The sequence below is a fragment of the Limnochordia bacterium genome (genome assembly GCA_023230925.1).
Taxonomy (GTDB): domain Bacteria; phylum Bacillota; class Limnochordia; order DUMW01; family DUMW01; genus JALNWK01.
The window spans coordinates 47,951-74,397 of record JALNWK010000002.1; the positions used below are offsets into that span (position 1 = coordinate 47,951).

28 protein-coding genes are annotated in these 26,447 nt (G+C 48.4%); 11 read left to right on the forward strand and 17 right to left on the reverse strand.

Going from position 1 to position 26,447, the window contains the following annotated elements:
* Positions 1 to 34: 34 nt before the first annotated feature.
* The gene (gene fapR / locus M0Q40_00675; GenBank protein MCK9221135.1) at positions 35 to 586 is read right to left on the reverse strand and encodes a transcription factor FapR; all 552 of its coding nucleotides are present in this window, start codon (positions 584 to 586) and stop codon (positions 35 to 37) included.
* 1,187 nt (positions 587 to 1,773) lie between these two features.
* Between fapR and M0Q40_00680 the strand changes: the two genes are divergently transcribed.
* Together M0Q40_00680 and M0Q40_00685 are read left to right on the forward strand one after the other, a co-directional pair.
* Positions 1,774 to 2,058, forward strand: coding sequence for a hypothetical protein (locus M0Q40_00680; GenBank protein ID MCK9221136.1), 285 nt, complete (start codon positions 1,774 to 1,776; stop codon positions 2,056 to 2,058).
* Between the two features lie 152 nt (positions 2,059 to 2,210).
* The gene (locus M0Q40_00685; GenBank protein ID MCK9221137.1) at positions 2,211 to 2,390 is read left to right on the forward strand and encodes a hypothetical protein; all 180 of its coding nucleotides are present in this window, start codon (positions 2,211 to 2,213) and stop codon (positions 2,388 to 2,390) included.
* Between the two features lie 806 nt (positions 2,391 to 3,196).
* Here the strand turns inward: M0Q40_00685 and M0Q40_00690 are convergent.
* The 6 genes from M0Q40_00690 to M0Q40_00715 all read right to left on the reverse strand — a co-directional run bounded on the left by M0Q40_00690 (position 3,197) and on the right by M0Q40_00715 (position 8,821).
* On the reverse strand, positions 3,197 to 4,132 hold the full coding sequence (locus tag M0Q40_00690; protein ID MCK9221138.1) for a Fic family protein: 936 nt from the start codon (positions 4,130 to 4,132) through the stop codon (positions 3,197 to 3,199).
* Positions 4,133 to 5,128: 996 nt separating this feature from the next.
* Positions 5,129 to 6,175: a lactonase family protein gene (locus M0Q40_00695; protein MCK9221139.1), complete on the reverse strand. Its 1,047-nt coding sequence runs from the start codon at positions 6,173 to 6,175 to the stop codon at positions 5,129 to 5,131.
* Between the two features lie 97 nt (positions 6,176 to 6,272).
* Positions 6,273 to 6,455: a 50S ribosomal protein L32 gene (rpmF, locus tag M0Q40_00700; GenBank protein MCK9221140.1), complete on the reverse strand. Its 183-nt coding sequence runs from the start codon at positions 6,453 to 6,455 to the stop codon at positions 6,273 to 6,275.
* 31 nt (positions 6,456 to 6,486) lie between these two features.
* Entirely contained in the window at positions 6,487 to 7,080 is a 594-nt protein-coding gene (locus M0Q40_00705; protein MCK9221141.1) for a DUF177 domain-containing protein, read from the reverse strand.
* A gap of 99 nt (positions 7,081 to 7,179) precedes the next feature.
* A complete protein-coding gene (locus M0Q40_00710; GenBank protein MCK9221142.1) occupies positions 7,180 to 8,019 on the reverse strand; it encodes a LysM peptidoglycan-binding domain-containing protein in 840 nt (279 codons plus the stop codon).
* Positions 8,020 to 8,029: 10 nt separating this feature from the next.
* Positions 8,030 to 8,821 carry a patatin-like phospholipase family protein gene (locus M0Q40_00715; protein ID MCK9221143.1) on the reverse strand — a complete coding sequence of 264 codons (792 nt, stop codon included), beginning with the start codon at positions 8,819 to 8,821 and terminating at the stop codon, positions 8,030 to 8,032.
* 233 nt (positions 8,822 to 9,054) lie between these two features.
* On the opposite strand from M0Q40_00715, the gene ylbJ reads away from it, so the two are divergent.
* Positions 9,055 to 10,299: a sporulation integral membrane protein YlbJ gene (ylbJ, locus tag M0Q40_00720; protein MCK9221144.1), complete on the forward strand. Its 1,245-nt coding sequence runs from the start codon at positions 9,055 to 9,057 to the stop codon at positions 10,297 to 10,299.
* Here ylbJ and M0Q40_00725 read toward each other — a convergent pair.
* The 9 genes from M0Q40_00725 to brxF form a co-directional block, all read right to left on the reverse strand.
* Positions 10,280 to 10,762, reverse strand: a complete 483-nt coding sequence (locus M0Q40_00725; protein MCK9221145.1) for a hypothetical protein — start codon at positions 10,760 to 10,762, stop codon at positions 10,280 to 10,282. The genes ylbJ and M0Q40_00725 overlap by 20 nt on opposite strands.
* The gene (coaD, locus tag M0Q40_00730) at positions 10,759 to 11,265 is read right to left on the reverse strand and encodes a pantetheine-phosphate adenylyltransferase (protein ID MCK9221146.1); all 507 of its coding nucleotides are present in this window, start codon (positions 11,263 to 11,265) and stop codon (positions 10,759 to 10,761) included. The genes M0Q40_00725 and coaD overlap by 4 nt, the downstream gene beginning before the upstream one ends.
* On the reverse strand, positions 11,240 to 11,812 hold the full coding sequence (gene rsmD, locus M0Q40_00735) for a 16S rRNA (guanine(966)-N(2))-methyltransferase RsmD (protein MCK9221147.1): 573 nt from the start codon (positions 11,810 to 11,812) through the stop codon (positions 11,240 to 11,242). The genes coaD and rsmD overlap by 26 nt, the downstream gene beginning before the upstream one ends.
* Before the next feature lie 336 nt (positions 11,813 to 12,148).
* Positions 12,149 to 13,006: a DegV family protein gene (locus M0Q40_00740; protein ID MCK9221148.1), complete on the reverse strand. Its 858-nt coding sequence runs from the start codon at positions 13,004 to 13,006 to the stop codon at positions 12,149 to 12,151.
* Between the two features lie 20 nt (positions 13,007 to 13,026).
* The gene (locus M0Q40_00745; GenBank protein ID MCK9221149.1) at positions 13,027 to 14,655 is read right to left on the reverse strand and encodes a DAK2 domain-containing protein; all 1,629 of its coding nucleotides are present in this window, start codon (positions 14,653 to 14,655) and stop codon (positions 13,027 to 13,029) included.
* Positions 14,656 to 14,684: 29 nt separating this feature from the next.
* Positions 14,685 to 15,056: an Asp23/Gls24 family envelope stress response protein gene (locus M0Q40_00750; protein MCK9221150.1), complete on the reverse strand. Its 372-nt coding sequence runs from the start codon at positions 15,054 to 15,056 to the stop codon at positions 14,685 to 14,687.
* Positions 15,057 to 15,077: 21 nt separating this feature from the next.
* Positions 15,078 to 15,278, reverse strand: coding sequence for a DUF1858 domain-containing protein (locus tag M0Q40_00755; GenBank protein MCK9221151.1), 201 nt, complete (start codon positions 15,276 to 15,278; stop codon positions 15,078 to 15,080).
* Positions 15,279 to 15,452: 174 nt separating this feature from the next.
* Positions 15,453 to 17,546: a site-specific DNA-methyltransferase gene (locus M0Q40_00760; protein MCK9221152.1), complete on the reverse strand. Its 2,094-nt coding sequence runs from the start codon at positions 17,544 to 17,546 to the stop codon at positions 15,453 to 15,455.
* A 170-nt stretch (positions 17,547 to 17,716) separates the two neighbouring features.
* Positions 17,717 to 18,193: a BREX-3 system P-loop-containing protein BrxF gene (gene brxF, locus M0Q40_00765; GenBank protein ID MCK9221153.1), complete on the reverse strand. Its 477-nt coding sequence runs from the start codon at positions 18,191 to 18,193 to the stop codon at positions 17,717 to 17,719.
* 346 nt (positions 18,194 to 18,539) lie between these two features.
* On the opposite strand from brxF, the gene M0Q40_00770 reads away from it, so the two are divergent.
* From M0Q40_00770 to M0Q40_00785, 4 genes are all read left to right on the forward strand, one after another.
* On the forward strand, positions 18,540 to 18,692 hold the full coding sequence (locus tag M0Q40_00770) for an AraC family transcriptional regulator (protein MCK9221154.1): 153 nt from the start codon (positions 18,540 to 18,542) through the stop codon (positions 18,690 to 18,692).
* Positions 18,693 to 18,813: 121 nt separating this feature from the next.
* Complete coding sequence (rpmB, locus tag M0Q40_00775; protein MCK9221155.1) at positions 18,814 to 19,005, forward strand: 50S ribosomal protein L28; 192 nt, start codon at positions 18,814 to 18,816, stop codon at positions 19,003 to 19,005.
* A 644-nt stretch (positions 19,006 to 19,649) separates the two neighbouring features.
* Positions 19,650 to 19,820 (forward strand): hypothetical protein, encoded by a 171-nt coding sequence (locus tag M0Q40_00780; GenBank protein MCK9221156.1) that lies wholly within the window; start codon positions 19,650 to 19,652, stop codon positions 19,818 to 19,820.
* Positions 19,817 to 20,341, forward strand: a complete 525-nt coding sequence (locus tag M0Q40_00785) for an AbrB/MazE/SpoVT family DNA-binding domain-containing protein (GenBank protein ID MCK9221157.1) — start codon at positions 19,817 to 19,819, stop codon at positions 20,339 to 20,341. Before M0Q40_00780 ends, M0Q40_00785 begins: the two co-directional genes overlap by 4 nt.
* A gap of 63 nt (positions 20,342 to 20,404) precedes the next feature.
* Here M0Q40_00785 and M0Q40_00790 read toward each other — a convergent pair whose 3' ends face one another.
* Complete coding sequence (locus M0Q40_00790; protein ID MCK9221158.1) at positions 20,405 to 20,716, reverse strand: carbohydrate-binding protein; 312 nt, start codon at positions 20,714 to 20,716, stop codon at positions 20,405 to 20,407.
* Between the two features lie 297 nt (positions 20,717 to 21,013).
* Here M0Q40_00790 and M0Q40_00795 point away from each other — a divergent pair, with 297 nt between their 5' ends.
* From M0Q40_00795 to M0Q40_00810, 4 genes are all read left to right on the forward strand, one after another.
* A complete protein-coding gene (locus M0Q40_00795) occupies positions 21,014 to 22,147 on the forward strand; it encodes a geranylgeranyl reductase family protein (protein MCK9221159.1) in 1,134 nt (377 codons plus the stop codon).
* A 128-nt stretch (positions 22,148 to 22,275) separates the two neighbouring features.
* Positions 22,276 to 22,563: a co-chaperone GroES gene (groES, locus tag M0Q40_00800; GenBank protein MCK9221160.1), complete on the forward strand. Its 288-nt coding sequence runs from the start codon at positions 22,276 to 22,278 to the stop codon at positions 22,561 to 22,563.
* Positions 22,564 to 22,593: 30 nt separating this feature from the next.
* On the forward strand, positions 22,594 to 24,204 hold the full coding sequence (groL, locus tag M0Q40_00805; GenBank protein MCK9221161.1) for a chaperonin GroEL: 1,611 nt from the start codon (positions 22,594 to 22,596) through the stop codon (positions 24,202 to 24,204).
* 354 nt (positions 24,205 to 24,558) lie between these two features.
* Positions 24,559 to 26,439, forward strand: a complete 1,881-nt coding sequence (locus tag M0Q40_00810) for a beta-lactamase family protein (protein ID MCK9221162.1) — start codon at positions 24,559 to 24,561, stop codon at positions 26,437 to 26,439.
* Positions 26,440 to 26,447: the final 8 nt, after the last annotated feature.

A 26,447-nucleotide genomic window follows, 5' to 3' on the forward strand; every position in this document is an offset into this window, starting at 1 on the left:
CCAACTGCCCCCTAACTAAGCAAAGTCCACTGTTCTAGGATAATGTCCTGGCAAACATGACAAAGTCTCCTTCAAAGACTTTCTTTTCCCGGACAAAGCTTTCAACTCCTACCAATGCCCTTCTACCATCACTACTCTTAACATGGGCATTGGCCATAATCTTATCCCCCACATTAACAGGAAGACAAAATCGTACCACCGCACTACCGGTCAAAGCAACTGGTGCATCAATTAAGGCCACTGCCAACGAGTTAGCCTGGGCAAAAATATGGTGCCCCCGCACGATCCCAGTGCGCTCTAGCCCCATCTCCCATGTTGTTTCCAAAATGGATTTTCCCCGTTTTCCAAGTTCAATCTCAACGGGCTGGCCAATAAATTCACTGGTGGTGAGGGCCTTTAGGTTCCGAAAAGCCCCTTCGGCCAGTTCCTTGATGCGCACCCGCAGTTCGGGCACACCTAATTGAAGTCGGTCTAGGCGAATTGTCTGCACACTAACACCAAAACGTTTGGCTAGCTCTTCATCGGTTACAAAGACTTCCTCTGCGAACACCTGCTGCAAGCAACGCTGTCTTTCCGCTTTTTTCATGGCCATCGGCATTCCCATGGAGAAGGCCGTCTAGTCTCCCTTCTGAGAGTCAATCATTCCAAGGCAGCAGAGCTGCCTTGGAATTGTTTATGGGGAGGTATTAACACCTGATACTAATAGTTCTATTCTAACCGGAGTGATTCCTCCAATCAAGGGTAAAAAATCTCATAAACATGTCCAGATTCACGCCCCCAGGAAGGAGCCGTCAACAGTATCACCCGAGTACCATAGCAGGATTGCTGATGCCGACCATCATGAAGTAAAGGGTCATGGGGGGCTAAGCACTAGGGTATTAGAAACCGTGGGGACACGAGAATCTATTGTTTTTCAAGCGGAAGTAGAAAAACAACCCGATGGAGCAGCATTACAAGGAACCATTCATCCGGTGAAGTAGGCATCGTTCCGTTTGTTACTCCTATAGCCCCAAACGAGTGAGCATAGCAGCGAGTGGGAACATGAATACGCTTAAGCACGCATTGCACAGTGGGGAATATCCAAAGCCCGTCTTCATCGCAGATAGGCTAAGGAGTCGTAGTTCTGCATGATTGGTGTCCCTTTGTAGCAGTAAGTCCAGAAAATTTCGCTGGTTCCCGCTGATCCAGTTAGCGTGAAAGAAGTCTCTTGGCAAATTGATCATCAGGAATTCATTCTCCCGTGACTTATGATCTCCCACCCGATGTATGTGGAGTGTTCTATAGTGCCTAGCCTACGCGGTTTTCCTTTCGGCCACTTGACCTAGTAAAAACTAACCAAACATGTGCTACCATGCGCTCACTTAAACGGCAGTAGTATCTTTAGACCATGATCTCTTTGCTATGCGGACTATCATACTACTTGTCAAGGACACCGGTAAGCGCTGGAACGCATAGTGATGCTTCTTTGCGCTAACCCTGTAATCCAAAAGTCTTTGAGATGATATTAGGTACCTCAATTGATATGTCCAGCCACTATCCTTCTTCACTCCCGATACCCACGGATGGTTGAAGGAGCCCTTCTATGATTGCAGCGAAGCCCTTGCTCAGTTCTGTACCCATGGTGTCACTCACAGCCGATTAGGCGACAGGTAGAGCATCGCATCTGGACCTGTCCATTGGAGCTAAGCTAAAGGGGCCCGGAGAGATGTTTGCGATCACCCGAAGGATTTGGTAGAATCAAGGTAAATTGGATGGAGGATCGGGGGGGATACCTTGATTGCAAGAATTAGGCAGTGGATAGCTTTTGCCATAGGACTGGTTGCTGCAGGAGCAGGTGCATGGCTGCGGGTATTTGCCAAAGATATTGCCGCGCCCAAGCTAAAAAGTTACTCTTGGTCAGGTCCTTGGAAAGACACTGTGTGGGGGTTCAAAGAGCAGGCCTATCTCGAGTTAGGACGAATCTTTTTGTTTTTTGGCCTCATTGTCATGCTCGTTGCTTTGATCAATTTTCTGTGGAGCAACGAAGCGCATCACAAAACAGCTCTTGAAGATGTTTGAGACAATACCACATAACGAAATATCGATAGCCTACGTGATAGCGTCAGAGAGTCCTCTTAACATCGAAGACTTTCAGTTAACCATTAAGGTGCCCGGGAAGGAGGAGTCTCCCGAGGGGAAGACGCTTCAACCAATCAGAGTAGGCGAGGCGGGTGTTGCAAAAGTTGGTGAAGCTGAATTGGGTTATGAAGGTTTCTGGGGAGCAAAGGAATATATCTTCTCCCTCGATGAGCTTCCAAGAAACGGGCAGCGACTACGAGGTCACTTTAATCGCTAGCCATCGCAGTGGTGAAGTGATCGAGATCGCTGTTGATCTTTCAGTAATACGATGATTGTCTTAGACTCTAGTATACATAGTTTGAAGCAAACCCCTGGGGTGTGATACAAAACCGGAAGTTCATAACAGATACCATGAGGCATGGAGTGCTATCTGTTTTTAGTTGACCGTCTATGGAGAAAATCGTTCAATGGTTCCCTGTCCAGATCTGTTTGAGGCAAAGATTTCTCCTCGGTCTTGTGAAGCCATAGCGAAAAGACCTCCAATAGAGGTTTGCTGCGAAGGAGTAGTTCCTTATAAGGATTTCATATAGGCTAATCAGGGACTTCCTGGCACACCAGCAATTCTGGATTTGGGCGTGTTAACTCACATAACAATTTTGCCGAACAGGGACAGATCGCCACATAAGGATCTGACCCAAGCACTTCGGTGAAGCCGCTCCCGGGTCAGACATTGGGAGCGGCTTTGTCGTATACTCCGGGTGGCCCCTGAGCAATAAGATCCTCAAGTTTCTTGTGTAGTGCAAAGGGCTAAGCGACTCACGTTGTTCTTCCAGTAATATCCTAGCTATGTTCGCGATGTGTTTCTAGGTACTAAAGTAGATTAGCCAGAGTTCTGTATGCGCCACTGGGCAACCCCGGGATAGAGAGGACATTTTGAACATCTTGGATAACCTCATTGTGTTGACCATGGCGCAAACGGTACCTAGCACTCCTAAACCATTCCTTAGCTTCGTTAGTACGTCCATCTAGCCATATTCGGGCAGCTACATTCGCTGGGTGCATCGGCTGCACAACAAGGCTTTGAGCAAGGTTGACGCGATTCGCCGCGCCGAGCCGTAAAAACAGCCTCGCGGTTTTTTTATGCGCGAGGCCGCTTTTCATCTTGTAACAGGCTCAAATACTGCGAAAGTCTCTCTTTTACATACTTTCCGACCATATTCACCATCTGGGACGCGTCGTTGTCCCGATAATAGCTGTCAAAGCAAGAATAGTATTTTCGCCTGTCGGCAAACTTTACGTCGATGGGCGGGTAGCCCGCTTGCATCAGCATCAGGTTCAATATCAGCCGCCCGGTGCGCCCGTTGCCGTCGATGAAGGGATGGATTCCCTCAAAGCGCAAGTGAAACAGCGCCGCCGTTTCTATTGTATGTCGGTTGTCGCGGGACAAATCCGAAACTAGCCGTTCCATCTGAACCGAGACAAGGTAAGGCTCCGGAGGTTCGTGGTGCGCGCCCATAATGTTAACCGGAATTCTTCGATATACGCCCTTGTCCTTTGCCCTGTTTATCAGGACGAGGGAATGGATTTCGCGGATAATCCTCTCCGTGATCGGGATCTTATCGCTGACGAGCGAAACCACATAAAGGAACGCGTCACGATGTCCCACCGCCTCCAGATGGTCCTTGAGCGGTTTTTTATCAATCGTCACGCCTTCCAGAACGAGCGCGGTTTCCTGAAGCGTGAGCGTGTTGCCCTCGATGGCATTTGAGTTATAGGTGAAGTCCACGAGAAATTCGTCCTGCAAGCGTTTCAACTCCCCGCTTGTTAATGGACGACGACGGTCAAGCTCCGCCTTCATCCCGTCGACCGACGCGAAGAGCGCGGCGTACTGTTCCGGAATCTCCTTGCCTCGCAGGCGGCGCCCGTCGACGGGCTTTAATGTGTCCGCCGGGATGAGATAGGAACGTCCCTTCTGAATGACGCCCTCTATCCGTCCCTGTGCGCAAAGCACCCGAACGCGGCGGTCGGATATGCCCCATCGCTCAGACGCCTGTTTTACCGTAATGTATTGCATCGCTTCACCTCCACGGCCTTTTCCAATAGTATATCACGGTATCGGAATAATACCAATGGTATATTGGTTTTTAGAGACCTATTGTTCCGATAGACGTTACTATTTAGAGGTGGATAGAGTAAGGCCTTGAGCCAGGGTGTCAAACAAGAATATAGAAGGGGCCAAGAGGAATTAGCCCGGGGTAATTCGCCAGGAACACGCTAGACTGCTTGAAATATATCCGTTAGTCAAAGGAAAAGAACATTACCGTTTGATGGTAGGTACGTACTTGGTGCCTGCCAATCGCTAGACCATGCGGAAGGAAGTTCTCGCCAAAAAAGCTTTCTAAGCATTCGCCCGATGTGTCATCGTACTAGACCCAGGATCCGCACCCATGTACTTATCTGCTTCCTTGCCTATTGCTTGGTCAAGCAATGTGAGATCTCGTTTCGCAGTAACGGTGAAACTCGGTAAGTAGAAACAATACTGAGAAGTTGGGACCAACTCTGCCTTAGTTAGGCGTAGCCTTTATGTGACGGGCTTTTCTTGGCAAGCCCGTTTATCATTACAGGGGGAACGTCCGCTATCATAGACAATAATGGACTAAATAGCGAAGAGCCAAAAAACTAGGCGATTTGCACCCTTATTCAGCGGAATAAGGGTTTCAATCGACACCCTAGTCTCGGCTGAGTCTTCCCTGTCGTTCCTCGTACGCAGGAGGCTCTTAACCTAGTATAGACGGCAGGTAAAGGCATTATGTGGGATACACAAGCCCTTTTTGTTGTCGAACTGCTGATATTCGGAATGGGTGCAGTCCCTTTTCTGCGCGGAATCAACAATGCTTCTCGACGACTAGAGGCCAGAATATGGTCTGTCACGGTCTGCCCATCAGTGTTCCTCGGCCCCCCGATTATGAAGCGCAGGCAGCCTGAATCTTGATTGCATACTCTACTATGTATGTAGTAAGCAAGACGAAGGGGACAGGGCAAAACAGGGAATGAAGGTAGATCGATTCTATCAACTAATCTGTGCCATCTTGACGCACACCGGACGGGGTACTTCGAGGAACTGGCCGTTTGTCCTAAGTCTCCCTGTCCTTTGGTCTATGGCAAAGACTATGATGGTATCACTATCCTGATTAGCCACCAAAAGCCAGCGACCGGTTGGATCAATCACAAAATTCCTGGGCGTCTTGCCCAAGGTTGTTTGGTGGTCCACATAGGCAAGTTTTCCCGTGTCCTGGTCGATCTGGTAGATCACTAGACTATCATGACCTCGATTGGACCCATATAGGATTCTGCCTGAGGGGTGCACATGTATGTCCGCGCCGGTATTTTCGGCATGTCCTGTTGGTACGGTTGAAACCGTCTGCACAGGTATTAGCTCATCCCAAGCGGTGCCGGGCCGAAAGACCGTTATTGTGGCATCGAGTTCATTAATCACGTAGGCAAACAGGCCCTGCGGATGGAATGTGATATGCCGCGGTCCTGCTTGGGGCTGTACTTCAGCGAAGCCCGCCCGATGGAGTCCTGCTTCCTTGTTGTAAATGAAGATCCTATCTGTCCCAAGGTCGGGCACTAACAAATATGTGTTGGTGGGATCCGTTACGATTGAATGGGGGTGGGGACCCTCCTGCCTGTGCGGATGAACACTGGATCCTTCATGTCTGATGATGGTAAGTGCCTGTCCTATGCTTCCATCTCCAAGGATGGGGAACATGATTACACTACCGCCTGTATAGTTAGCCACAAACAAGTATTCCCCTGTGCCATCAATACTCACGTAACAGGGAGCTGCTCCCTGGGTGCACTCCTTGTTCAAAAGCGTAAGCAATCCGGTGCGCGGATCAATAGAGTAGGATGAGACCGCGGCCTCAGACTCTGGGAGCTCATTGACCGCATAAAGGTAACCCCTCCCAGGATGAATTGCAAGATAGGAGGGGTTCATACTGCCGGAGGCGGTTCCTAATGAACGTAGGGTGCCCTTTAGGAGATCAAACTGGCAGATATAAATCAGCGAGGTATACGTTCCAACATAGACGTAGTAGGGTTGGGGACTGGTCATGCTTCCGCCTCCTTTTCCTCAGGAAAGCTTACCACTAGAGCTACGGAAAGAAAAAGGAGGCCCCAGGGCCTTCCTTTATCTTTCTTGTTTAAAGCTATTACTCCGCTTTAATTGTGATAACCTGTCTCCCCTTGTATGTTCCACAGTTTGGACAAGCCCGATGCGGCAATCGCGGCTCATGGCATTGGGGACACTCCACTAGGTTTGGAGTTTTGGTCCGAACGGAATTTCTTCTTGTACGCACCCTAGCTTTTGAATGTCTTCTTTTTGGTAGTGCCATATTATACCCCTTCCGGGTTTCCCACCTTTCTTTACTCTTCCTCTTTCATCTTCTCCAGCAATTCGCCCAGTACAGCGAATCGGGGATTGAAATCATCGATCTTGCACTGGCAATCACCCTGATTCAAGTCCTGGCCGCATACCCGGCAAATACCCCGACACTCGGGGGAACAGACCGTTTTGATCGGCATAGCCAAAACCAGGTATTCCCTAACCATTTCGCCAAGATCAATGGTATTTCCTGTAAAGACATAGCCATCATCATCTTCGGGCTGCACATCCTCTGTCTCTTCATCGGTGACTAATCCCACCGGCCGCCGATGAAACTCCTCAAGGACTTTTGAGTTAATCGGTAATACAAAATCCCGAAGACACCGATGACAGTTTACAGGAACACTTGCGGATACCCTCCCGGAAAACACAATGCTTTTGCCCGCATTCGTAAGAGTCCCAAGAAGGTATACATCAACTGACTTTGCATTGCCATCTACGATGAAGGATGCAGGAATGTTGGCCCTTTGGTCAACTTCAAGCTGAGCACCCCGCTCATGTAAGATGGGTGCAACATTAATCCTCAAATCTGTCACCCTTCCTTGATCATGCTCATCTTTAAGATGGATCCGCAAATTGCACATCCAAGCTATTATAGCAATATCAAAGTCCAGGAGCAACCCTGCAAAAACAGCACTCCCATTATACTATTACCGAAATACCCAGGCAAGTCCCTACATTCCATAACCGCAGGCAGCAAGGACCGCCTGCTGAAAGGCCTCATCGATTTCGCCTGTGGCGTGGGATTTGCTACCAAGAAAATGCAAGCAGAGATGACCGGCAAATCCATTATCGTAAATCGAGTAACTACCTCGGGGGTAGCCCGAGAAACTCGCCGCGTACCGTTGCCCATCGATCAAAGCCCAAGCCGGCCGGGGAACGTCCTCTAGATGCTCATCGTAAATATTGAGCAAGGTCTGGGTATCTTCTTTGGTCATCGGCTCAGCATCAATGTGAAAATACCCGTGATAACGAATCAAATTAATTGAAAGCTGGGTCTTCACATCCACGATGGTAAACTGACTCTGATTAGCAATCAACGGCTCGATCTCAGAAAAGGAAGCTAAGAGCACATCACTGCTGGTCACCGGAACATCAACTGGAATCACAAGTTCCTGACCAATGCGAATAAGTGCTGGATTGCGTAGCCCATTTAGTTCCGCAAGAATGGTGATACTAACCCCATACATCCGGGAAATATCCCAAAGGCTTTCCTTGTCTTTCACCGTGTGAAAGACAGCCTGTCCCGGGGTAGCTAGGGTCCGCAGTAAGGATCTAGTCTGCTCATTTACCCCTCCGGTAACTTGCAGACCACGCTCCAATTGAAAGCTTTCGATAGCCTGGCAGGTCCGCTCATCCAAAGACCCATTGGGAACCCCATCTAAGTAGCCGAGCGTGATTAACCAGTGTTGAATCAACACATGCTCAGCATAAAGAGCTGCCTCCTGCCCATGGACAGGTAGTGTATATGCTGTAAGGAGCACAATCAGTAAAGCTAGAGCTTGTCGCCGCATTGCCTACCTCCTAGGAAATCCCCAGCAACCTCTTAATGTCGGACAATGCTTGCAGGGTAGCCTGTCTACCTGCTTCTATGGCTTCCTCTGCCCTTTCTAGTTCTGCCGAACCAATATCCCATACTGGCGGTAACAGGATAATGTCCGCTGGGTTCTCCTTGATTTGGAACAATTCCTTCCCCATGATATCCGTTGTCTGGGCAATAATTTCGATGACATTTCCTACTGGGTTCTTCGATACTAGGTCCCGAAAGGTTGCCGTGACATTAACCCCGACAACTACATCAGCACCCATCTGTCGTACTACACCCGATGGTAAGCGTTCTAAAACCGCTCCATCGACTAAAAGCGCATCATCTATCCGATGGGGACCAAAAACACCAGGAATAGAAATGCTCGCCCTTACCGCGTCGGCGGCATTTCCTTCCTTTAGAATCACTAGCTCACCGGTTTCAATATTGGTAGCTACCACCTGGGTAGGAATATCTAGATCCTCTAGGTTCTTTTGCTTCGTCAAGAGTCGAAGAAGACTATAAATCCGCTCTCCTCGGATGAATCCTTGACGGGGCACCCGAATATCTAGGAGTTGATCGAGCCGCATATTACAAGCAAGCTCCCCTAACATGTGGGTCTCGGCCCCGGCAGCATAGATCACGCCAATTACGGCTCCCATACTACAACCGGCAATGTAGTCAATGGGTACCTCATGCTCCACCAAAACTTGTAGTACACCAATATGGGCAAGTCCTCGGGATGAACCAGCCCCTAAGGCTATACCTAGTTTCTTTCGTTTATCTCCCATATGATACCTTACGCCCCCTGATTATGGGTAAACCCCTTGGCAACGTCTGCCTTATTGCTTGCCCTTGCTAACTTACAATGATACTTTTCCCTAACCTGCTGAGTACGCCCTGCCCGAGGGAAGGAGCGTTTTCGTATCCCAGAGACTCCAAAACCATGCATAATTCACTAGTCACCATAATATTAATCTAGCAGTACGGCCAAGTATCATCAAGCAATAAGGGAGCAGTTTCCATGAAACCTCTGCGTAAGAAAAAGGCAACCGCTTATTTCATGGCCTTAATCGCCATCGTCCTCACCATCTCTGTGGTACGCTATCCTGAGGACGCCTTCCAAGCATCATTATACGGACTTGATCTTTGGTTTAAGGTGGTTTTGCCCGCTCTGCTTCCTTTCTTTGCCCTAGCGGAAATCTTAATGGGACTAGGTGTAGTTCATTTCATGGGCGCGCTCCTAGAACCCTTAATGCGTCCCCTCTTTGCTATCCCAGGAACCGGCGGATTTGCGCTTGCCATGGGTCTTGCCTCTGGATATCCCATTGGTGCGAAGATCACTGGTCGTCTGAGAAGGGAAAATCTGTGCTCCCAAGCCGAAGCAGAGCGTCTTGTTGCCTTTGCAAACACAGCAGATCCATTGTTCATCATCGGTGCCGTCGCCGTGGGCATGTTCGGCATGCCTCAACTTGGTGCTATACTAGCACTTTCCCATTATCTTTCCGTGATTATGCTTGGTTTTATTATGCGTTTCCATGGCCCCAAATCCGATAGAACCTCCGAGGCACGACCTAAGGAGAATATTTTATCCCGCGCCCTGCGGGAACTGTATCGGGCCAGAGCCGCCGATGGACGAACCTTTGGACACTTACTCAGTGATTCCATCAAGGATGCCTTCTCTTCCCTATTCTTCGTCGGTGGATGCATTATCATGTTTTCGGTGCTGATCCGTATTCTCACCCTAGCAGGAATAACTGACCTTCTGGCCTCTGTTTTTGCTGTCATTCTTCGTCCTTTTGGTATAAATAAAACCATTATTCCAGCTCTAATCAGCGGTTCCTTTGAAATAACCATCGGCTCAGAGATGGCTAGTCATGCCGCAGCTCCCCTTATTGAAAGGATCATCGCCGCCAGTGCAATCATTGCCTGGAGTGGCTTTTCCGTCCATGCCCAAGTAGCAAGCATGGTCTACGGAACCGATATTCGCATCTTTCCTTATATGCTTGCCCGAGCACTACATAGTATCCTGGCTGTCATTACCACCATGTTCCTGTTGGGCCCAGGCGTTCCCCTAGTCTCCAGATTGCTCACCGTACCCACTATGGTTCAGGACACCAGCTCGATTCACAGTCCTCTATCGAGGTTCCTCACAGCCACGCTAAATGCCAGCTGGTTTCTGGTAATCCCCTTAGGGCTATTACTAGGGGGCATATTGGTAAGAAGCATCAAATTAATTTGGTTTCGGATCAGGATGCCGAGGGACTAGCTTGCTTTGGCTTAGCCTTTGCCAACTCCCTTTGACCCCGTTCTACAACATCCATCGTCTTTTTCAAAGCTTCGTGTAAATTGGATAGAACCGATGCCGCATACTCATCCGCGCCTTTACGGATCTCCTCGGCCTTTCGTTCCGCCTCGAGTCTAATTTTCTCAGCCTCCTGCTGGGCCCGTTTGTGGATTTCCGTCTCCAGGACCAGTTTTTCTGCCTCCTGCTTCGCCCGGGTAATGATCTCATCTGCTTCGCTGCGTACTTGTTGATTCATCTTCTTCTCTGTCCTTGCCATTTGCTGAACCTGCTTAACTTCCTTCGGCAGACTAAGCCGCAATCGATCAATGAGTTCCCGTAGCTCCTTCTGATCAATTAGTACCAGGTCAGTCATCGGCACATGTTTCGCCCCACTACACAGGTTATCCAGTCGATCCAGCAGAATGAAAAGCTCTACTTGGCTCATAGTTGGCGGCTCCTCTCTAGATTACGTTCTTGCAACCTCGCCTGTAATGCTACCGCGACGAAACCAGGAACCCATTTAGAGACATCACCACCGTAACTAGCCACTTCACGAACAATACTAGACGATAGAAAAGCATACTCCCCACTAGTCATCATGAAAATAGTCTCCACATCAGGGTTCAGGTTTCGGTTCATCGAGGCCATCTTAAACTCGGATTCAAAATCGGATACAGCCCGCAATCCCCGTACCATGGCCACCGCTTTGCGCTGCCGGGCATAATCTACTAAAAGGCCTTCAAAGTACTCGCATACAGTATTTTCCAGATCGGCCGTGGCCCTTCTTAGAAAGTCAAGTCGCTCCTCAACTGTAAACAGGGGGTTTTTCGTCGGGTTGTTCAATACGGTAACATAAACCCGGTCGAAAATCCTGGTCGCACGCTTGATCACATCTAGGTGCCCGTACGTTACCGGATCGAAACTACCGGGACATATTGCCACTCTCATTTTGCTTCTCCTCTTTTCTGAAAACCGATACCTCAATGGAACCATAGCGCCTTTGGCGTATTAATGATAGGCCACTGAGAGCTTGCGGAGGGCTCTCCTTCAGACTATGTTCAATGATGCAAAATCCTTGGTCCTTTAGGATACCACTTGTCTCTACCAGGTCTAGCAAAGGGCCCACAAATCCACAATCGAAGGGCGGATCAGCAAATACAAGATCAAAATCCATCAGCTTGGGGACGTGACTCCAGACATCTCCGACTAACACTTCTGCCCGATCTTCTAGGCCGAACATTTGTACATTGGCCCTGATCCCCGAAGCAGTCCTTTTGGATTTCTCGACAAAGACCACTTTTTTTGCTCCCCGGCTTAAAGCCTCTATTCCTATGGCCCCGGAACCTGCAAATAGATCAAGGAAATAGGCCCCTTGGATAAACGGGGCGATGATATTAAAGATGGACTCCCGCACCCGGTCAGTGGTCGGTCTTGTTGCCGTACCTTTGGGGGCTTTTAGCACCCGCCCCCTTAAGGACCCGCCGATAATTCTCAATAAAGGGCACCGAGATTGTGTGTAAAGCAGAGCACACCCTCGGCTTCCCTCCTTTCAGTCTGGAACAATTAGGAGGTTAGACCACCCATGGACAAGCTAACCTAGTCTGTAATATGGGTTGTCCTAATCAGGATCACTTAGACTAAACCCCGCTTAATGTCGATAATTTCCAAGCCCCACCATGCATATTATTAACATGTCCACTACATACTATGAAATGGAAAGAGGCAAAACCCTCCCCAGAAATTGGAAGTACCATTGCCTTAGTCTCAAGGCAACAGTCCTTCCTCCGGTTTCTCCTCTCCCACAGGCGGCGGATCAATCCGCCGCTTTCATTTACTCTAGCAGCGCCGCGTCATAGCACAAAACACCAAGGGTGTTCGGACCCGCATGACTGCCAATAACCGGACCAACAACTGCAACACTGGGTTGGGGGCAGTTGGTCTCCTGCATTAATCGTTCCACAAGATCCTTGGCCCCTGCTTCATTATTGGCATGGACAACAAAGATGACTGGTTCTTTCTTGAACTGGGAAATATCCTGTGCCACTTCCGCAACCATCTGGCTTAAGGCTCTTTTTGTGCCCCGGGCCTTAGCATAGGGAGCAACCACTCCATCATCGATACAGAGGATCGGCTTAATCTTTAGCAATCCTCCAACCAGTGCGGCGGCCTTACCAATCCGTCCATTTTTGTGTAAGTACTCCAAGGTCTCCACCACAAAGTAGACTTTCAGATTAGAGACAATCCGCTTGCATAGGGCGACAATCTCATCTTTAGTCTTTCCTTGGGCGGCGGCCCCTGCAGCAGCAAGGGCAATCATCCCCGTTCCCACAGAAGCGTTCCTACCGTCAATGACAATAATTTCCCGATCATTGATCATGGATGATGCTAGGTTTGCGGATTGAAAGGTGCCACTTAGCTCACTAGATAGATGTACCGATATAATCGTATCCTGTGGCTGGCTGTGGGCCTTGTACGCTTCGATAAACTCCCCAGGAGAAGGCTGTGATGTGGACGGCATCACAGAGCTTCCTGCAAGCTTAGTATAAAAATCAGCAGCGGACAGTTCCACCCCATCCTTAAACTCCTCATCCCCAAACCTAATCTTTAAGGGCACATCCACTATGTTATACTCATCCTTCAGTTCCTTGGGAATATCCGCAGAACTGTCGGTGAAAACCCGTATGGCCATAGTCGCCCTCCCTTCTTGGCTTATTCAATAGCAACCAAGTAGTAATACAATGGTTGGCCACCATAGTATAATTCAATTTCCAGATCAGGATACTTGCTGGAAATAGACTTATAGATCTCTTCCGCCTTCTCTTTGGTCACATCGGAGCCATAATAGACACTGACTAGTTCATCGTCCTCATCAAGCATGGCATCGATTAAGTCCAGTAGCGTATTATTTACTTCGGAACCCACTGCACTAAGCTTACCATTCCAGAGTCCAATAATATCATTCTCGCTTACTGAAAAGCCATCCACTTCAAGACCCCGGACCGCATAGGTAACCTCACCATTTTTGATCTGTTTAATCACCGACTCTAGGTTTCCCCGATTCGCCTTGGCATCTTCACTAGGGTCGTAGTTGATCATACTTATAATTCCCTCAGGAACAGTCCGACTAGGCACAACCTCGATGGGTCTTTCTACCAGTTCAGCCACCTGTTTTGCTGTGGCAATAATATTCTTGTTGTTAGGTAAGATCACCACTGACTCTGCCTCAACCCGGTTGACCGCCTCCATTAAGTCCTCCGTAGCTGGATTCATAGTCTGACCCCCAGAGACAACCTCATCGGCACCTAGGCTACGGAAAATCTCTTCGAACCCTTCTCCTACCGCCACCGCCACCACTCCTGTTTTCTTCTTCGGCGTGGTGCCATTTGCTCGTTGGATCAGGTTTTGGTTCTGCTCCACCATGTTGTCGATCTTGATCCCCCGCATGTCCCCAAGAAGACCACAGTAATTGAGCACCTTTCCGGGGTAGTCGGTATGAATGTGTATCTTAAAGGCCCTTCCATCTCCCACTACCATCAGGGAATCTCCATACTCCATGAGTACCTTACGTACCCGCTTCTCATCGATCCCCTGTCCATATAGGAGTAGTTCGGTACAGTACTTGCCTACGATGTCTTCTTCCGTAATTGTCGGTATATCCAATGACTTGGCTTTGGCCGACTCATCGGAAGCTGTCACTCCTTTGAGGATACCAAGGTCAAGCTCTTGTTCACTATCCCAGGCCCCCAAGGCTCCCTGACAAATCACAACGATTCCCTTGCCCCCAGCATCAACCACACCAGCTTGCTTTAGCACGGGCAGCTGTTCGGGGGTTCTGGCCAAGGCGTCTTCGGCGGCACGACATGTCAGTTTGGCAAAATCCAGCACGTCTCCGGCTTTAGCGTTCTGCCTTGCTTCCTGGGCCATACTTCTGGCAACGGTCAACATCGTCCCTTCTACTGGCTTCATCACCGCTTGTTGCGCCTGTCTTGATGCAGAGATCAGAGCTAGGGCCAAATCATTGGGATCCGCGTGTTGTTTCCTACCTAACCCATTGGCAAATCCTCGGATTAGCTGGCTGAGAATGACCCCTGAGTTACCCCGTGCGCCCATTAATGCCCCCCGGGCTGCGATCTGAGCCACTTCAAATAGAACATTAGTGGTAACCTTCTCTACCTCTAAACCTGCCGCATAAAGCGTCAAGAACATGTTTGTCCCCGTGTCTCCATCGGGCACGGGAAATATATTTAATGCATTTATTTCGTCTTTGTGTTCTGCTAGAGCAATAATGGCCGCGTAAAGAAGCTTGCGGAACTGTGCCCCGGTTAATTTCCCTTCCACAATGTTGTTCTCCTTTACTCCAATGGATATTAGCCGAGTGTATCTACTCCTGTTACGTGCACACCTTCGACATGAATATTTACGCAAGCAACCTTAAGACCTAGCAAGGTCTCTACGGCATACTTCACCTTGGCTCGGACGTTGTTGGCCACCTCTGAAATCCGAACACCATATTGGACAATAATGTGTAGGTCAACGGTAACCAAATCCTCTTCGATCCTTACTCCAACCCCTCGGTCAACTTGTTCAAAACCCAAAAGCTCGGCTAGACCATCCTGTACGGTCTTTGAAGACATGCCAACAATACCATAGCATTCAGTGGCGGCACGACCTGCCACGGCACTGATCACTCGTTCGTTTATGGATACTTTGCCAAGTCCCGTCGAAAAAGAAGCATTCACTTTTTATACCTCCTAGGCAGGTTACTCTGCTTGGCTTTGCAACTCATTCAAGCGTTTCACAAGTAAATCAACATCGACACCATGCATCCTTGCACCGCTTTCTATACTCTCCCCCACCCCCATGCAGCCTAAGCATTCCATCCCAAATTCGGCAAACACATCTTTGGCTTTGGCGTGAGATTGCAGTGCATCAAAAATAGAGGTGTCCTTCGTGATTTTCATTCTCAGTACCTCCAATTGGGGCCATAGCACAAAGAAAACCAGCTCCTAAGATTTATTTTATCACACAAAAGGCCATTGTAAAGCGAAGGGCCCCACAAGCAGATGCACCACGCTCTTCTTAACTCGACGACACTACCGAGCCAACCTATACAGCAATATCAATACTTGCATCCACTACGAAAGCTGGCTGGATAGAAAATACATGCCGCCCTTTTGGGGATAGCGGTGAGACAAGCCAGCATAAAAATCACCGGCAGAAATTGGCACACTAATACTATGCTCCACACAAAAGGCCACTAAACGATCATAGAGCTGATATCCCTTTCTTTCCGGGTCATCTGCCATCTTGCCATTTTCCTCCCGCAAAACAGGTAGATCCCCAAGATGATTCTGGATAAATTCCCAAACCCATTCCTCTTCCTTGTACTCTAGTTCCGTTGGTCGGAAACTATAAGAGGTGGGCTTAAATGCAGAGACCACCAAGTTTTGCTTGATCACCTTATCCCCTGTAACCTGTTTAAAGGTTCCCTGTTTCTTATCCAGTGCACTTACATCGGCAATAAGGAAACCTGCTTCCTGCAAAGATTGCTGCAATGCATTCCATACCGCATTCTTGGAATTGTGAAAAACAATAGTGATCCACCGTCCCGGCTTGAGAACCCGGTAATACTCCTCGAAGCAGCGCATCATCAGTTCCCGATACTCTGGTAACCCTTTCCCTTGGACCTTGTTCTCAATGGCCTCGGTTTTGTTGTTAGTAAAGATTTGAATCCATGACTCCCACAGGAAATTGAGCTCGGAATACATTAAATTGCCCCCAAAGGGAGGATCTGTGAAGATATAGTCGATGGAATCACTAGTAAATCCTAGATCGGTTGCGGAGCCACACTGACAGAAGACAGAGGTTTGGGATAATGGGACTGTGGGATATCTTCTGAGCTTGCGTCTCATGAAATCTAAAACATTGATCTCACGGGTCAAGGCACTAACATAGAGAGTGCCGGATAACTTGCTTGGCAAACCCCACGGTCGCTCCCGGTTTAAACGGGAGGAACCCTCCGCAACAGCGGTGAGAACCCATAGGGCATCAAGACACTCCCGATGGGCCTCTTGGGCGAAAGCCGCAAGGGTCATCAGGGCCCTTCTGGTATAAAAATGGTGAGCATGGGTCAGGCCATGCGAGAGGCGAGGCTGCCTCGTACTGTGTCCTTGGGGCAGGGGATCCGTGGGAAACCAATAGGGAAAATCATAATCCTCGATGGTTTTAATCAGGTTCAGATCCTTTTCATCGGGGATCTTCTCCAAACGATTACCGTCTACGGTATAGTTGATTAACACCGGAATCTGCTTAACTTGGGTGATGTACTGATTAATGGCCCGATCGTACCTTGACTCCAAAACGGGCTCTAGTAAACGTTTTTCTAACACCGTATGGCAATGAGGGCAGGGAAAACTTTTACATATTTTGCGGGTGGATTCATCTACCGCCACCTGCCAGAAGACAATTTCCTGGGAACAAGCAGGACAAGCAAAAACATCGGACCAGATGATATGATTAACCCATCCCTTGGTCTTTCCGTCAACATGCATAGTCTCATACATCCACCCAAGTTCTTGCTGAACCCAATCTAATATCCGATTTGCCTGTTCCTTGAAATCATTGGCCGACCGATTGTAGTGATAGGCGATAAAGGTGGCTGCTGGAGAAAGATCGTTTAGTATGGCCCATCTCGCTCCTAATCTGGAGAAAACAGAGGTTCCGCCATTACCATCTATTCGATGGATAACCCCTTGGGAATCCGCGGTATAACCTAATGACTCAATCACAGCTTGCTCACCACATAGTTGGGCGGCAACTCCTGTCATCCCCGATCCAGCAAACCCATCTAATACAACATCACCCGGTTCGGTATAGTGCAGAATGTAACGCATAATGGCCTTATATGGAATTTTGGTATGGTACGAATGGGCGGTATATATCGGATCGTTTTTTCCTTCCCTTACATCCTCGGCAAAGGGTTCCTTGGAATAGACCGCATTTACAGTCTGCTTCTTATTCCCAATGAACTCCCCAATAAAAGGATTAGGACACAGGGTGAAATGGGGCGGATCGGATAAGCGGAGAATATCCTCCGCTGATCCTTGTGGAAACCCTTCTCGCCTCATAAACTCTGGATCCGCCAAATAGTCTGCCAGTACCCTTCGGTATCCCGTACCTTGGTTTGCGTTACCCTCGGGGATTTGTTTTACCTTAGCAAGTGAACACACAGACAACCCTTACCCTTCCTAGCTACTAGCTGTTATTCCTGACTTTCTCATGTATTCCCCACAGACTCCAGATTCCCTGCCTCCCACCACGGGATGCAAAGTAGACCACGAATAAGAAAAGAGGGCTAACACCACAAGCCCTCTCCATCGGCAAATTATTCACAGACTACTCACACTCTCTCAGGTAATACCACGTACACAAGATCATTGACAGGATAGCTACGATACTCAAGATTACCAGGGGAGGAATAAGTTAGGTAGTTGTTTTGAATAACGCCACGCCAAGTTGCCACGATCTGCCGAGATGTGGCAAGTCTTTGGAGGATACTGAGGGGATCTTGCCTTAATGTTGCGTCAAACAGAATCTGTGTTTGGTCCAAAAGCACAAGTTCCGAATCCAAAGAACTAATGATCTCATCGATGAACCGTGAGACATAAGCAATTCGCTGTCGTCCGGCAAAACCAACCAACCTTTTGCTTAGTTCCTCACTAATATTGACAATGGGTGCTCCGGTCTCATCCTTAATTGCGTCCAAAACTCCTGTTTTGCTTGAATCGCTTGGGTCCACCAATAATACAAGTCGACAATCCAGCTGGCTAGTTTCCTCTATTTTGGCCATGATTTGTTCCCGAATGGATTCAGACATATCTTTTCCCCCACAAGTCTGTTCTTGTATTAGCGGCAGTGGTGTTGAACTTATCAACGTGTGTCCGCGAACGTGCTTGGAACTAACCAAAAGTTTACCAAAATATTCTTCTTTGGTCAATGTGATACCTAAGGGCGTTCTAAATGTTAAAGACACAGGTTTATGAGCCTTTACCTTCTGTTTCCGCACTCAATCGGAGAAAACAAGACCGTCATATAGGAGCCAACTCTATGCCGGAATAGCCCTACAGACCGGGGGACTACTCTGTAACAAGTGAGAACTCAGCGTTGATGGAACGGTTTAATAGGAAAACACAACACCGATTAGATATCATCAGGGGCTGAAAATGCAACGGGCCGCAACCCTGTTGGAGCTAAGCTCAACAATGGAGGAAATCGTCCAAGTGTTGGGATACTCCTCATTACAGGCCTTTAGCCGCACCTTTAGAAAACAGATGGGTCTATCTCACCGGGATTACTTGCGGGCGGTTAACGGCTAAGTGGCAGTCTCTCTTTTGTGGACATCGGGCAAATCCGGCCTTGTCAAAGGATATACCCTATGATAAGATCACTTTGTCTATTTCTGTTGTAACGCATGTAGGAGCCAAAGGGAGTGATACTATGGGCCGAAATTGCTATGTGTGCGGCAAAGGGACCACCAAGGGTTTTAATGTCAGCCATTCCAATATTAAGACCAAACGGAAAGTAAAAGCCAATCTACAACGAATCAAGATTCTTGTAGATGGATGTCCTGTACGTAAACATGTCTGCACCACATGTATCAAGAGCGACCGTATTGAACGTGCTTTATAGAAACTCTCCGGGAGAAAGCTGGTCCGGGAGATAAGGGGTGGAATTTTGCCAACCCTTGTTGTATATTCTAATCAAGGTTGATCAAGTTTGCCTGTGTGGCAATTACTCTTGCCACGAAGCATTTTAGGGCTTGGAGGGATTGGTCTATGACTTTTCCAAGAAGCCTTGGACTTAGGTCGTTTGTCGGTCCTTCATCTATACGATGGTTCGCTTACGACTTGCGTGCTTTACAATGATGTTCGCTATGCTCATAGTACCTGCTAAGAATGCTGTGTACAGAATAGGGCTATTGGAAGTTCTCCAGTAGCCTTTCCTTGTTTTTACTACCATGACCTGTGTCTGAATGAAATATCCTGCCTTGTACAACTTCACCCATTCGTTCTTGTTTCCGAACATTTCGGGTTTCTTGCCCTTAGCTGCAAGACATCTCCGATAGCAACCGTTACAGATGACCTTCTGTGCTCCAGAAGATGGTACTTAACCAATGAAGGGCCTATGCCCTTGCCTATAGCCCTAAGAACAGAGCATACATCGCCGGATCACTTTGCGGTATAACGCCAAGAAAGACAAGCCAGGTTTAGCGAAGAGTGAATATAGCGGGCAGAATGTGAAAAACTATAGGTACCGAAGCGGGGTGATGGAAAATGGAAAAACCAGTTGGCTTCGAGTTCGCAAAGCTACAAACCAAGGAAGTAAACCAGTTGGAACTGCTAGAAAGGCAATTAAATAAGCAACTCGGGAAATCCAAGGACGAAATGATCATCCTGTTGGCAGTACAGCAAACTAGGCAAGAAGGAGAGAGGACACAGATATGAAAGCAACAGGCATTGTAAGACGGATTGACAGTCTGGGTCGTATAGTAATCCCCATGGAGATCCGTAGGACACTACGGATTAGGGAAAACGACGCATTAGAAATCTTCACCGATCGCGAGGGAGAAATTATTTTTAAGAAGTACTCCCCTATAGCAGATTTAGATGAATTTGCACAAGAATATGCCGATTCCCTCTTTGAATCGACCGGTCTTTTGGCCATGATCGCAGATCGAGACGAAATCATTGCTGTAGCCGGTGGTTCGAAGAAACAGTTTATGGGTAAGAATCTGACTTCTGATGCGGAGAGATTCATTGAAGAGCGCAGAAGCCTGCTTTCCAATGACGCTGATTTTTCAGTGGTGGACGATTATTCAGTACCCCATTTGGTCATCTCCCCCATTATTCATGGCGGAGATTTGGTTGGTGCTGTGATGCTCCTATCAGAGGATAACGAGGTTTCGTCACTGGAACAGAAACTATGTGAGACAGCAGCGGACTTTCTTGCAAAGCAGCTAGGCTAAGAGTCGGGTAAAATATGAGTTGGCACCTTGGATAAAGGTGCCAACTGCCGACAACACCAACTCTTACGAAATAGGAACAGACCAGTTTAGGCCATTGTTATTGTCCCAGTTGTTGGCACTGTCCTTGAAGCACACACTAAGAGTATCTCCACCACGGACATCTACTTGGGCTTCCCATATTTCGTTACCTACTTTATACATGGGCACTTCCGTGGGATTATACCAGTCCATTCCGTATCCACAGTGCATGTATACTTCGGTAGCACCTGATTTCGCCAATAAGCCTTTATACCTAATGTGAGCTCTGCCGCCTGAACTTACCGGCAATGGGTTAATCGCAATTCTGCCATCTATAAATACATCACCGTAGTGCACCAATGAAGACCTCCTTATTGTTTGTTGTGTGCCCTCAGCCTTAATCTGTCCTAAAGGGCTGTTTTTATGACCTTTACTTCCTGGTTGAGCGGCTTCAATCATCCTATCTTGGTTTAGGGAGGTAATCCCGATGTGGAACAAGAAGCTATATTATCAACTATGACCGGGGATACTATCCTGGTAGGAGATACAAGGCAATTAGACTCTCCCTCTTTTTCAAAAAGCTTATCATTAAGGTATGGCAGTGATAATTCCTACAACAAATCCAGAAGGGAGGAGGGTAGGCACCCCTATCCAGTGCATTTGGGTATGGCTGTGTTTACCCCGGATAAAGCAATGATTTATGATTCTATTGTAATCGGTTGTGGCCCTGCAGGCAGTACAGCACTTCGTACCATGGCAAAAGCTGGCTTGCAGGTACTTGGTTTGGAAAAGCAGGCCATTGGGCGGTATAAACCCTGTGCAGGGGCGATCTCCGGTGCTTGCCAGGATCTACTTGATCTAGATCTGGGTCACCTAATTTGTCACGAGATCACCAGCGTTGAGCTACGTTACGATCATAAGAGATTCATTAGGGAATGGAAACAACCAGTTGCGTCTTTGGTGATGCGGGATGAGTTCGATGCCTTCTTGGCCAACCAAGCCAAGATAGCCGGAGCAACGATCCTAGAGGATACCCCCGCAACCAGTCTAGAACAACACCATGATTCTGTGATCGTCCATACAAACAAAGGGGCTTTCACTGCAAAATCAGTGATCGCTGCCGATGGCTGTCAGGGAATTAGCCGCAGGTTACTCAAGCTGCCCAAGAGTACATGGGGGATCAGTATTCATAGCGAAATTCCGATGATAGAGGAGTATAGACACCCAGCCCACAGACCCATTGTCTGGTTTGCCAAGCCCCAGGGGGGCTATGCTTGGTGTTTCCCAAAACGGGATTATCTCTCCTGTGGTGCAGGAACCACAAACCCGAAGTACCGTTCCCAGGTGAGAAAGTCCTTTGACGATTTCCTTACTATGCTTGGAATTCAGACAGGGCAATCAAAATTGTGGGCACATCAACTGGCCGACGGGACCGAACGGGTGCCCTTGGTCCATGGAAGGTTACTTCTTACGGGTGATGCCGGCTCCTTAGCTGATCCTCTGTCGGGAGAGGGAATTTTGCACGCTATCTATAGCGGCCAGCAAGCAGGTCTGGCGGCAGTTAGGGCTGTGGAAAACAATGATTTTACCTTCCCCCATTACCAAAAGCAAATAGATCAATCAGCAAAGAAGATCCTAAACTCAGCGGGCACTCTGGCCAAGCTGATCCACTGGAAACCCCGTTTAACCTTTGGTTTGTGTACTAGATTTCCCTTTTTGTTTGACTATTACTTCAGCATTATCGCAGGGGAACGAACCCATCCAGGATGTCAGCTTCTGTCGTCTTAGTAGAGCTTTTTCCAAAAGAACCCCTTGACATTCTGGAAAAATTGGTTATATTAGATTTGGTAGCACTCACGAACCGCGAGTGCTAATAACAGCCATGAATTCGATCCAGTGACTAAGGAGGGAACTTTATGATCAAACCTTTAGCCGACAGGGTTGTCGTAAAACCACTAGAAGAAGAAGAAAAAACCACAAGCGGTATTGTAATACCGGATACGGCAAAGGAGAAGCCTCAACAGGGAACTGTAGTCGCAGTTGGTCCTGGTCGAGTTTCCGACTCGGGCAAAACTGTCCCCGTAGATGTTAAGGTGGACGACGTCGTAATCTATGCTAAGTACGGCGGAACCGAAGTCAAAATCGACGGCGAGGAATACCTGATACTTAAGGAAAGTGACATACTAGCAGTTAAGACCAATTAATTACAGATTGTCTTTCGAAGGAGGTCGAGTCTGATGGCGAAACAACTGATTTTCGATGTAAAAGCACGTAAATCATTAGAGACTGGCGTAAATGCTGTTGCTAACGCTGTCAAGGTTACCCTAGGTCCAAAGGGACGTAATGTAGTTATAGAGAAAAAATATGGTTCACCCCTTATTACCAAGGACGGAGTTACCGTCGCAAAGGAAATTGAGCTTAAGGAACCCTATGAGAACATGGGTGCTCAGTTGTGTAAGGAAGTTGCTTCCAAGACCAACGATGTGGCCGGAGACGGGACTACAACTGCAACCGTACTGGCTCAAGCCATGGTTCTAGAAGGTCTTAAGAATGTTGCCGCAGGGGCAAACCCCATCGAGATCAAACGGGGTATTGACAAGGCTACTGAAGCAGTGGTTGCACAAATCCGCAAAGCTGCTGTCACCGTTGAAACCAAGCAGGACATCGCCCATGTCGCTGCTATTGCAGGTAATGATGATGAGATTGGTGAGCTCATTGCCGAGGCCATGGACAAGGTTGGCAAGGACGGTGTCATCACCGTTGAAGAGGCCAAGGGCACCGATACCACTGTAGAAGTGGTAGAAGGTATGGAGTTTGATAAGGGATATGTTTCCCCCTATTTCGTTACCAATACCGAGACCATGGAAGCTGTCCTCGAGGAACCCTATATCCTCATTTATGAGAAGAAAATCGCAAATATTAATGAGCTGTTACCCGTGTTGGAGAAGGTTGTGCAAACTGGACGTCCTCTACTCATCATCTGTGAGGATGTAGAAGGCGAAGCCCTAGCTACCTTAGTGGTCAACAAGATCCGCGGGACCCTTAATGTATGTGCCGTAAAGGCGCCTGGCTTTGGCGACCGACGAAAAGCCATGATGGAGGATATCGCCATCTTGACCGGCGGTGTCTTCGTATCTGAAGACTTAGGTAGCAAGCTGGAAAACGTAGGACTAGACATGCTTGGTCAGTGCCGCCGCGTTGTCGTAGAGAAAGAAAATACCACCATCATTGAAGGTAAAGGTGACAGTGACGCCGTAAAGGGACGGGTTGAGCAGATTAAGCGACAAATCGAAGAGACCGACTCCGATTATGATCGAGAGAAACTCCAAGAGCGTTTGGCTAAACTTGCCGGCGGCGTGGCAGTCATCAACGTTGGTGCAGCTACTGAGACTGAGCTCAAAGAGAAGAAGCATCGGATCGAGGACGCGGTGAATGCTACTCGTGCCGCTGTTGAAGAAGGTATCGTCGCTGGTGGTGGTACTGCCTTGATTCGTGCCACGTCGGTTATAGATAAGCTAACACTAGAGGCCGATCAGAAAGTAGGAGCCAATATTGTTAAGAAGGCCCTCAGTGAGCCCCTCCGCCAGATCGCTAGCAACGCTGGTCTTGAGGGTTCCCTGGTGGTGGAAGAGGTCCGTAAAGCTGGAGGAAACATCGGGTTTAACGCCCTAACCGAAGGCTATGAGGATCTCATGAAGGCCGGAATTGTTGACCCGGTGAAGGTAACAAGAACAGCCCTTCAGAATGCTGCTTCCATTGCAAGTATGGTTCTGACCACCGAGGCTTTGATCTCCGATATTCCTGAAGAAGAAAAGCAACCAGCCGCACCAGCAATGGACTACTAAACCAAGCAAACTTGGGACTAGTCACTGCCGGTCCTGGTATTTGGGGCATAGGAACAAAATCCTATGCCCTTTCTCTTTACGCGTGGGGGGCTTCACGTCACCCTAGCCCGATCCAGAACCTAATATCAGATGATCCCAAGGCTGTTATATCCCAGCGCTTTCCTATCGTCCCCCGTCGTCCTTCTTCGGCTAATCCTTGTTTTTTTCCGAGGAACTGCTGGCACTATCATCAGAAAAGGATCAGTTCTAAGGCCTACTACTTTTTGGCAATGACATGTTATAATTAACCATCGGGACTAAACTGGGCGACCGTGTCTTTGGAGGCAAGACGGCGATCCACCAGAGGTGCATGGGATGAAGATAAGAATATCGTTGATATTAAGCATCATGTTCCTGCTTTTTTGCCAAGCAAGCATTGCCGCGTCTAGTAATGCGGAGACACCTGCGGGGATACCGCTCGTTAAGGTAGCATCTTTCATTGATGAGTACATGGCAGATTACATTGGAGCAACATCGCCTGGAGCAGCCGTTGTGCTTGTTAAGGACGGCAAGATCATTTTTTCTAAAGGCTATGGCTACGCAGATGTTGCCCGAGAAGAACCGGTCAATTCCTCTTCTACGGTTTTCGAGTATGGGTCGATTAGTAAAGCCTTCGTGTATACCACGATTATGCGACTGTGGGAAGCCGGGAGACTGGATCTGCAAACTGACGTACGGGACTATCTGCCCGATGGCTTTTTGGGAGAGTTGCGATACGACGACCCGATTACCATGCTAGATATTATGAGCCACACTGCCGGGTTTGAGGATTACCTGTTTGACATCGTCCTACCATCCCCTAGAGGACTCCCTACTTTGGAGCAGGCGCTAAAACGAAACCGCCCCGCCCAAGTGTATAAACCGGGTACAGTTAGTGCTTACTCCAATTACGCCGTGGCTTTGGCTGCGTACATATGCCAGCGGCTAATCGGACAGGAGTTCCATACATACTTGATGGAGACAGTCTTCGTACCCCTTGCTATGAACCATACTTCGGCACATCCCACATTGCAGGACCACCCGAATTTGTCTCAGTCTAAGGCGACGGGCTACTATCCTTTGAAGCATGGTGGTTTCAAGCCTGCCCCATGGTCCTTTGTACCACTATACCCAGTAGGTGCCATAAACGGTACTGCCGAAGACCTTGCTCGTTTTGCTATCGCCCTGATGCCCGATGCAGGACAGAGAAGCCCGTTATTTGAACAGGAGGCAACCCTCACGCAGCTGCTGACCCAAAGTCACAGCATGGGACCGGGACTTACCGGATTTTCCCACGGGTTAATTGAATGGGATGGCGAACTCCGGGCCATGGGCCATGGAGGTAATACCATTGCTTTCTCCTCCCAGTTCAACATCGTACCAGAGGAACGCTTTGGCGTGATTGTACTAACCAATGCAGCCATGGAGATGGATATCTGCTCTGGCCTGACGGAGGCGCTTATAGGTAAACGGAACAAAGACATCAGTCCCGCTACAGTAGATCTACCTAGCGAAAAAGATGTAGAGGGGATTTATATTAGTGCTCGAAGGATGCACCAGGGGTTCCTGGAATTCGTCGGTTACCTTGCTCCGCTTAGAGTTACCGCGATGGCGCCGAACCAGATCCAGCTTCGTATGAGCGCGGAAACTGCTACATTAGTACAGATCGCCCCCTATGTTTACCAGAGGGTAGATGCCGATGGACCGATTTTCAAGTATCATTTCGGTACGGTCTACTTTGATGTGTCTGACGGGAAAGTACAACGAGTATCAGGAGATTTTCTACCGCTCCCGACAAAACGCGCTACACCGTGGTTAATCACAAGTTTGCTTATGCTGATTGTCAGCGCGTCATATTTTTCCATCATCCCCTTGGCCTTTCTTCTTCGGAGATGGCGCAAAAGGTCTTCCCTGACAAAATACGAGAAAAGAAACATGCTACTCGTCCTTTGTGGTACGGCACTTTTGGTGAATAATGCAGCCCTAGTGGTGCGGATGCTTCTGAACAACTACCGTTCCTTTAGCGAAGTACGGATCCATATTCTGTCAAACTATCCCCTAATGGCCCTGGCTATGATCGCTGGTATCCTCACACTTCTAGCTTGGAAACAGGCCAAACCTTCCCCGGGGCAGAAGTTTTTTGGTTTGGTGACAATAGGCGCCATGCTGGTCCTAACCGCTTTACTGGTTGACTGGCAATTTCTGAACCTGCTCTAAAGCCCCGC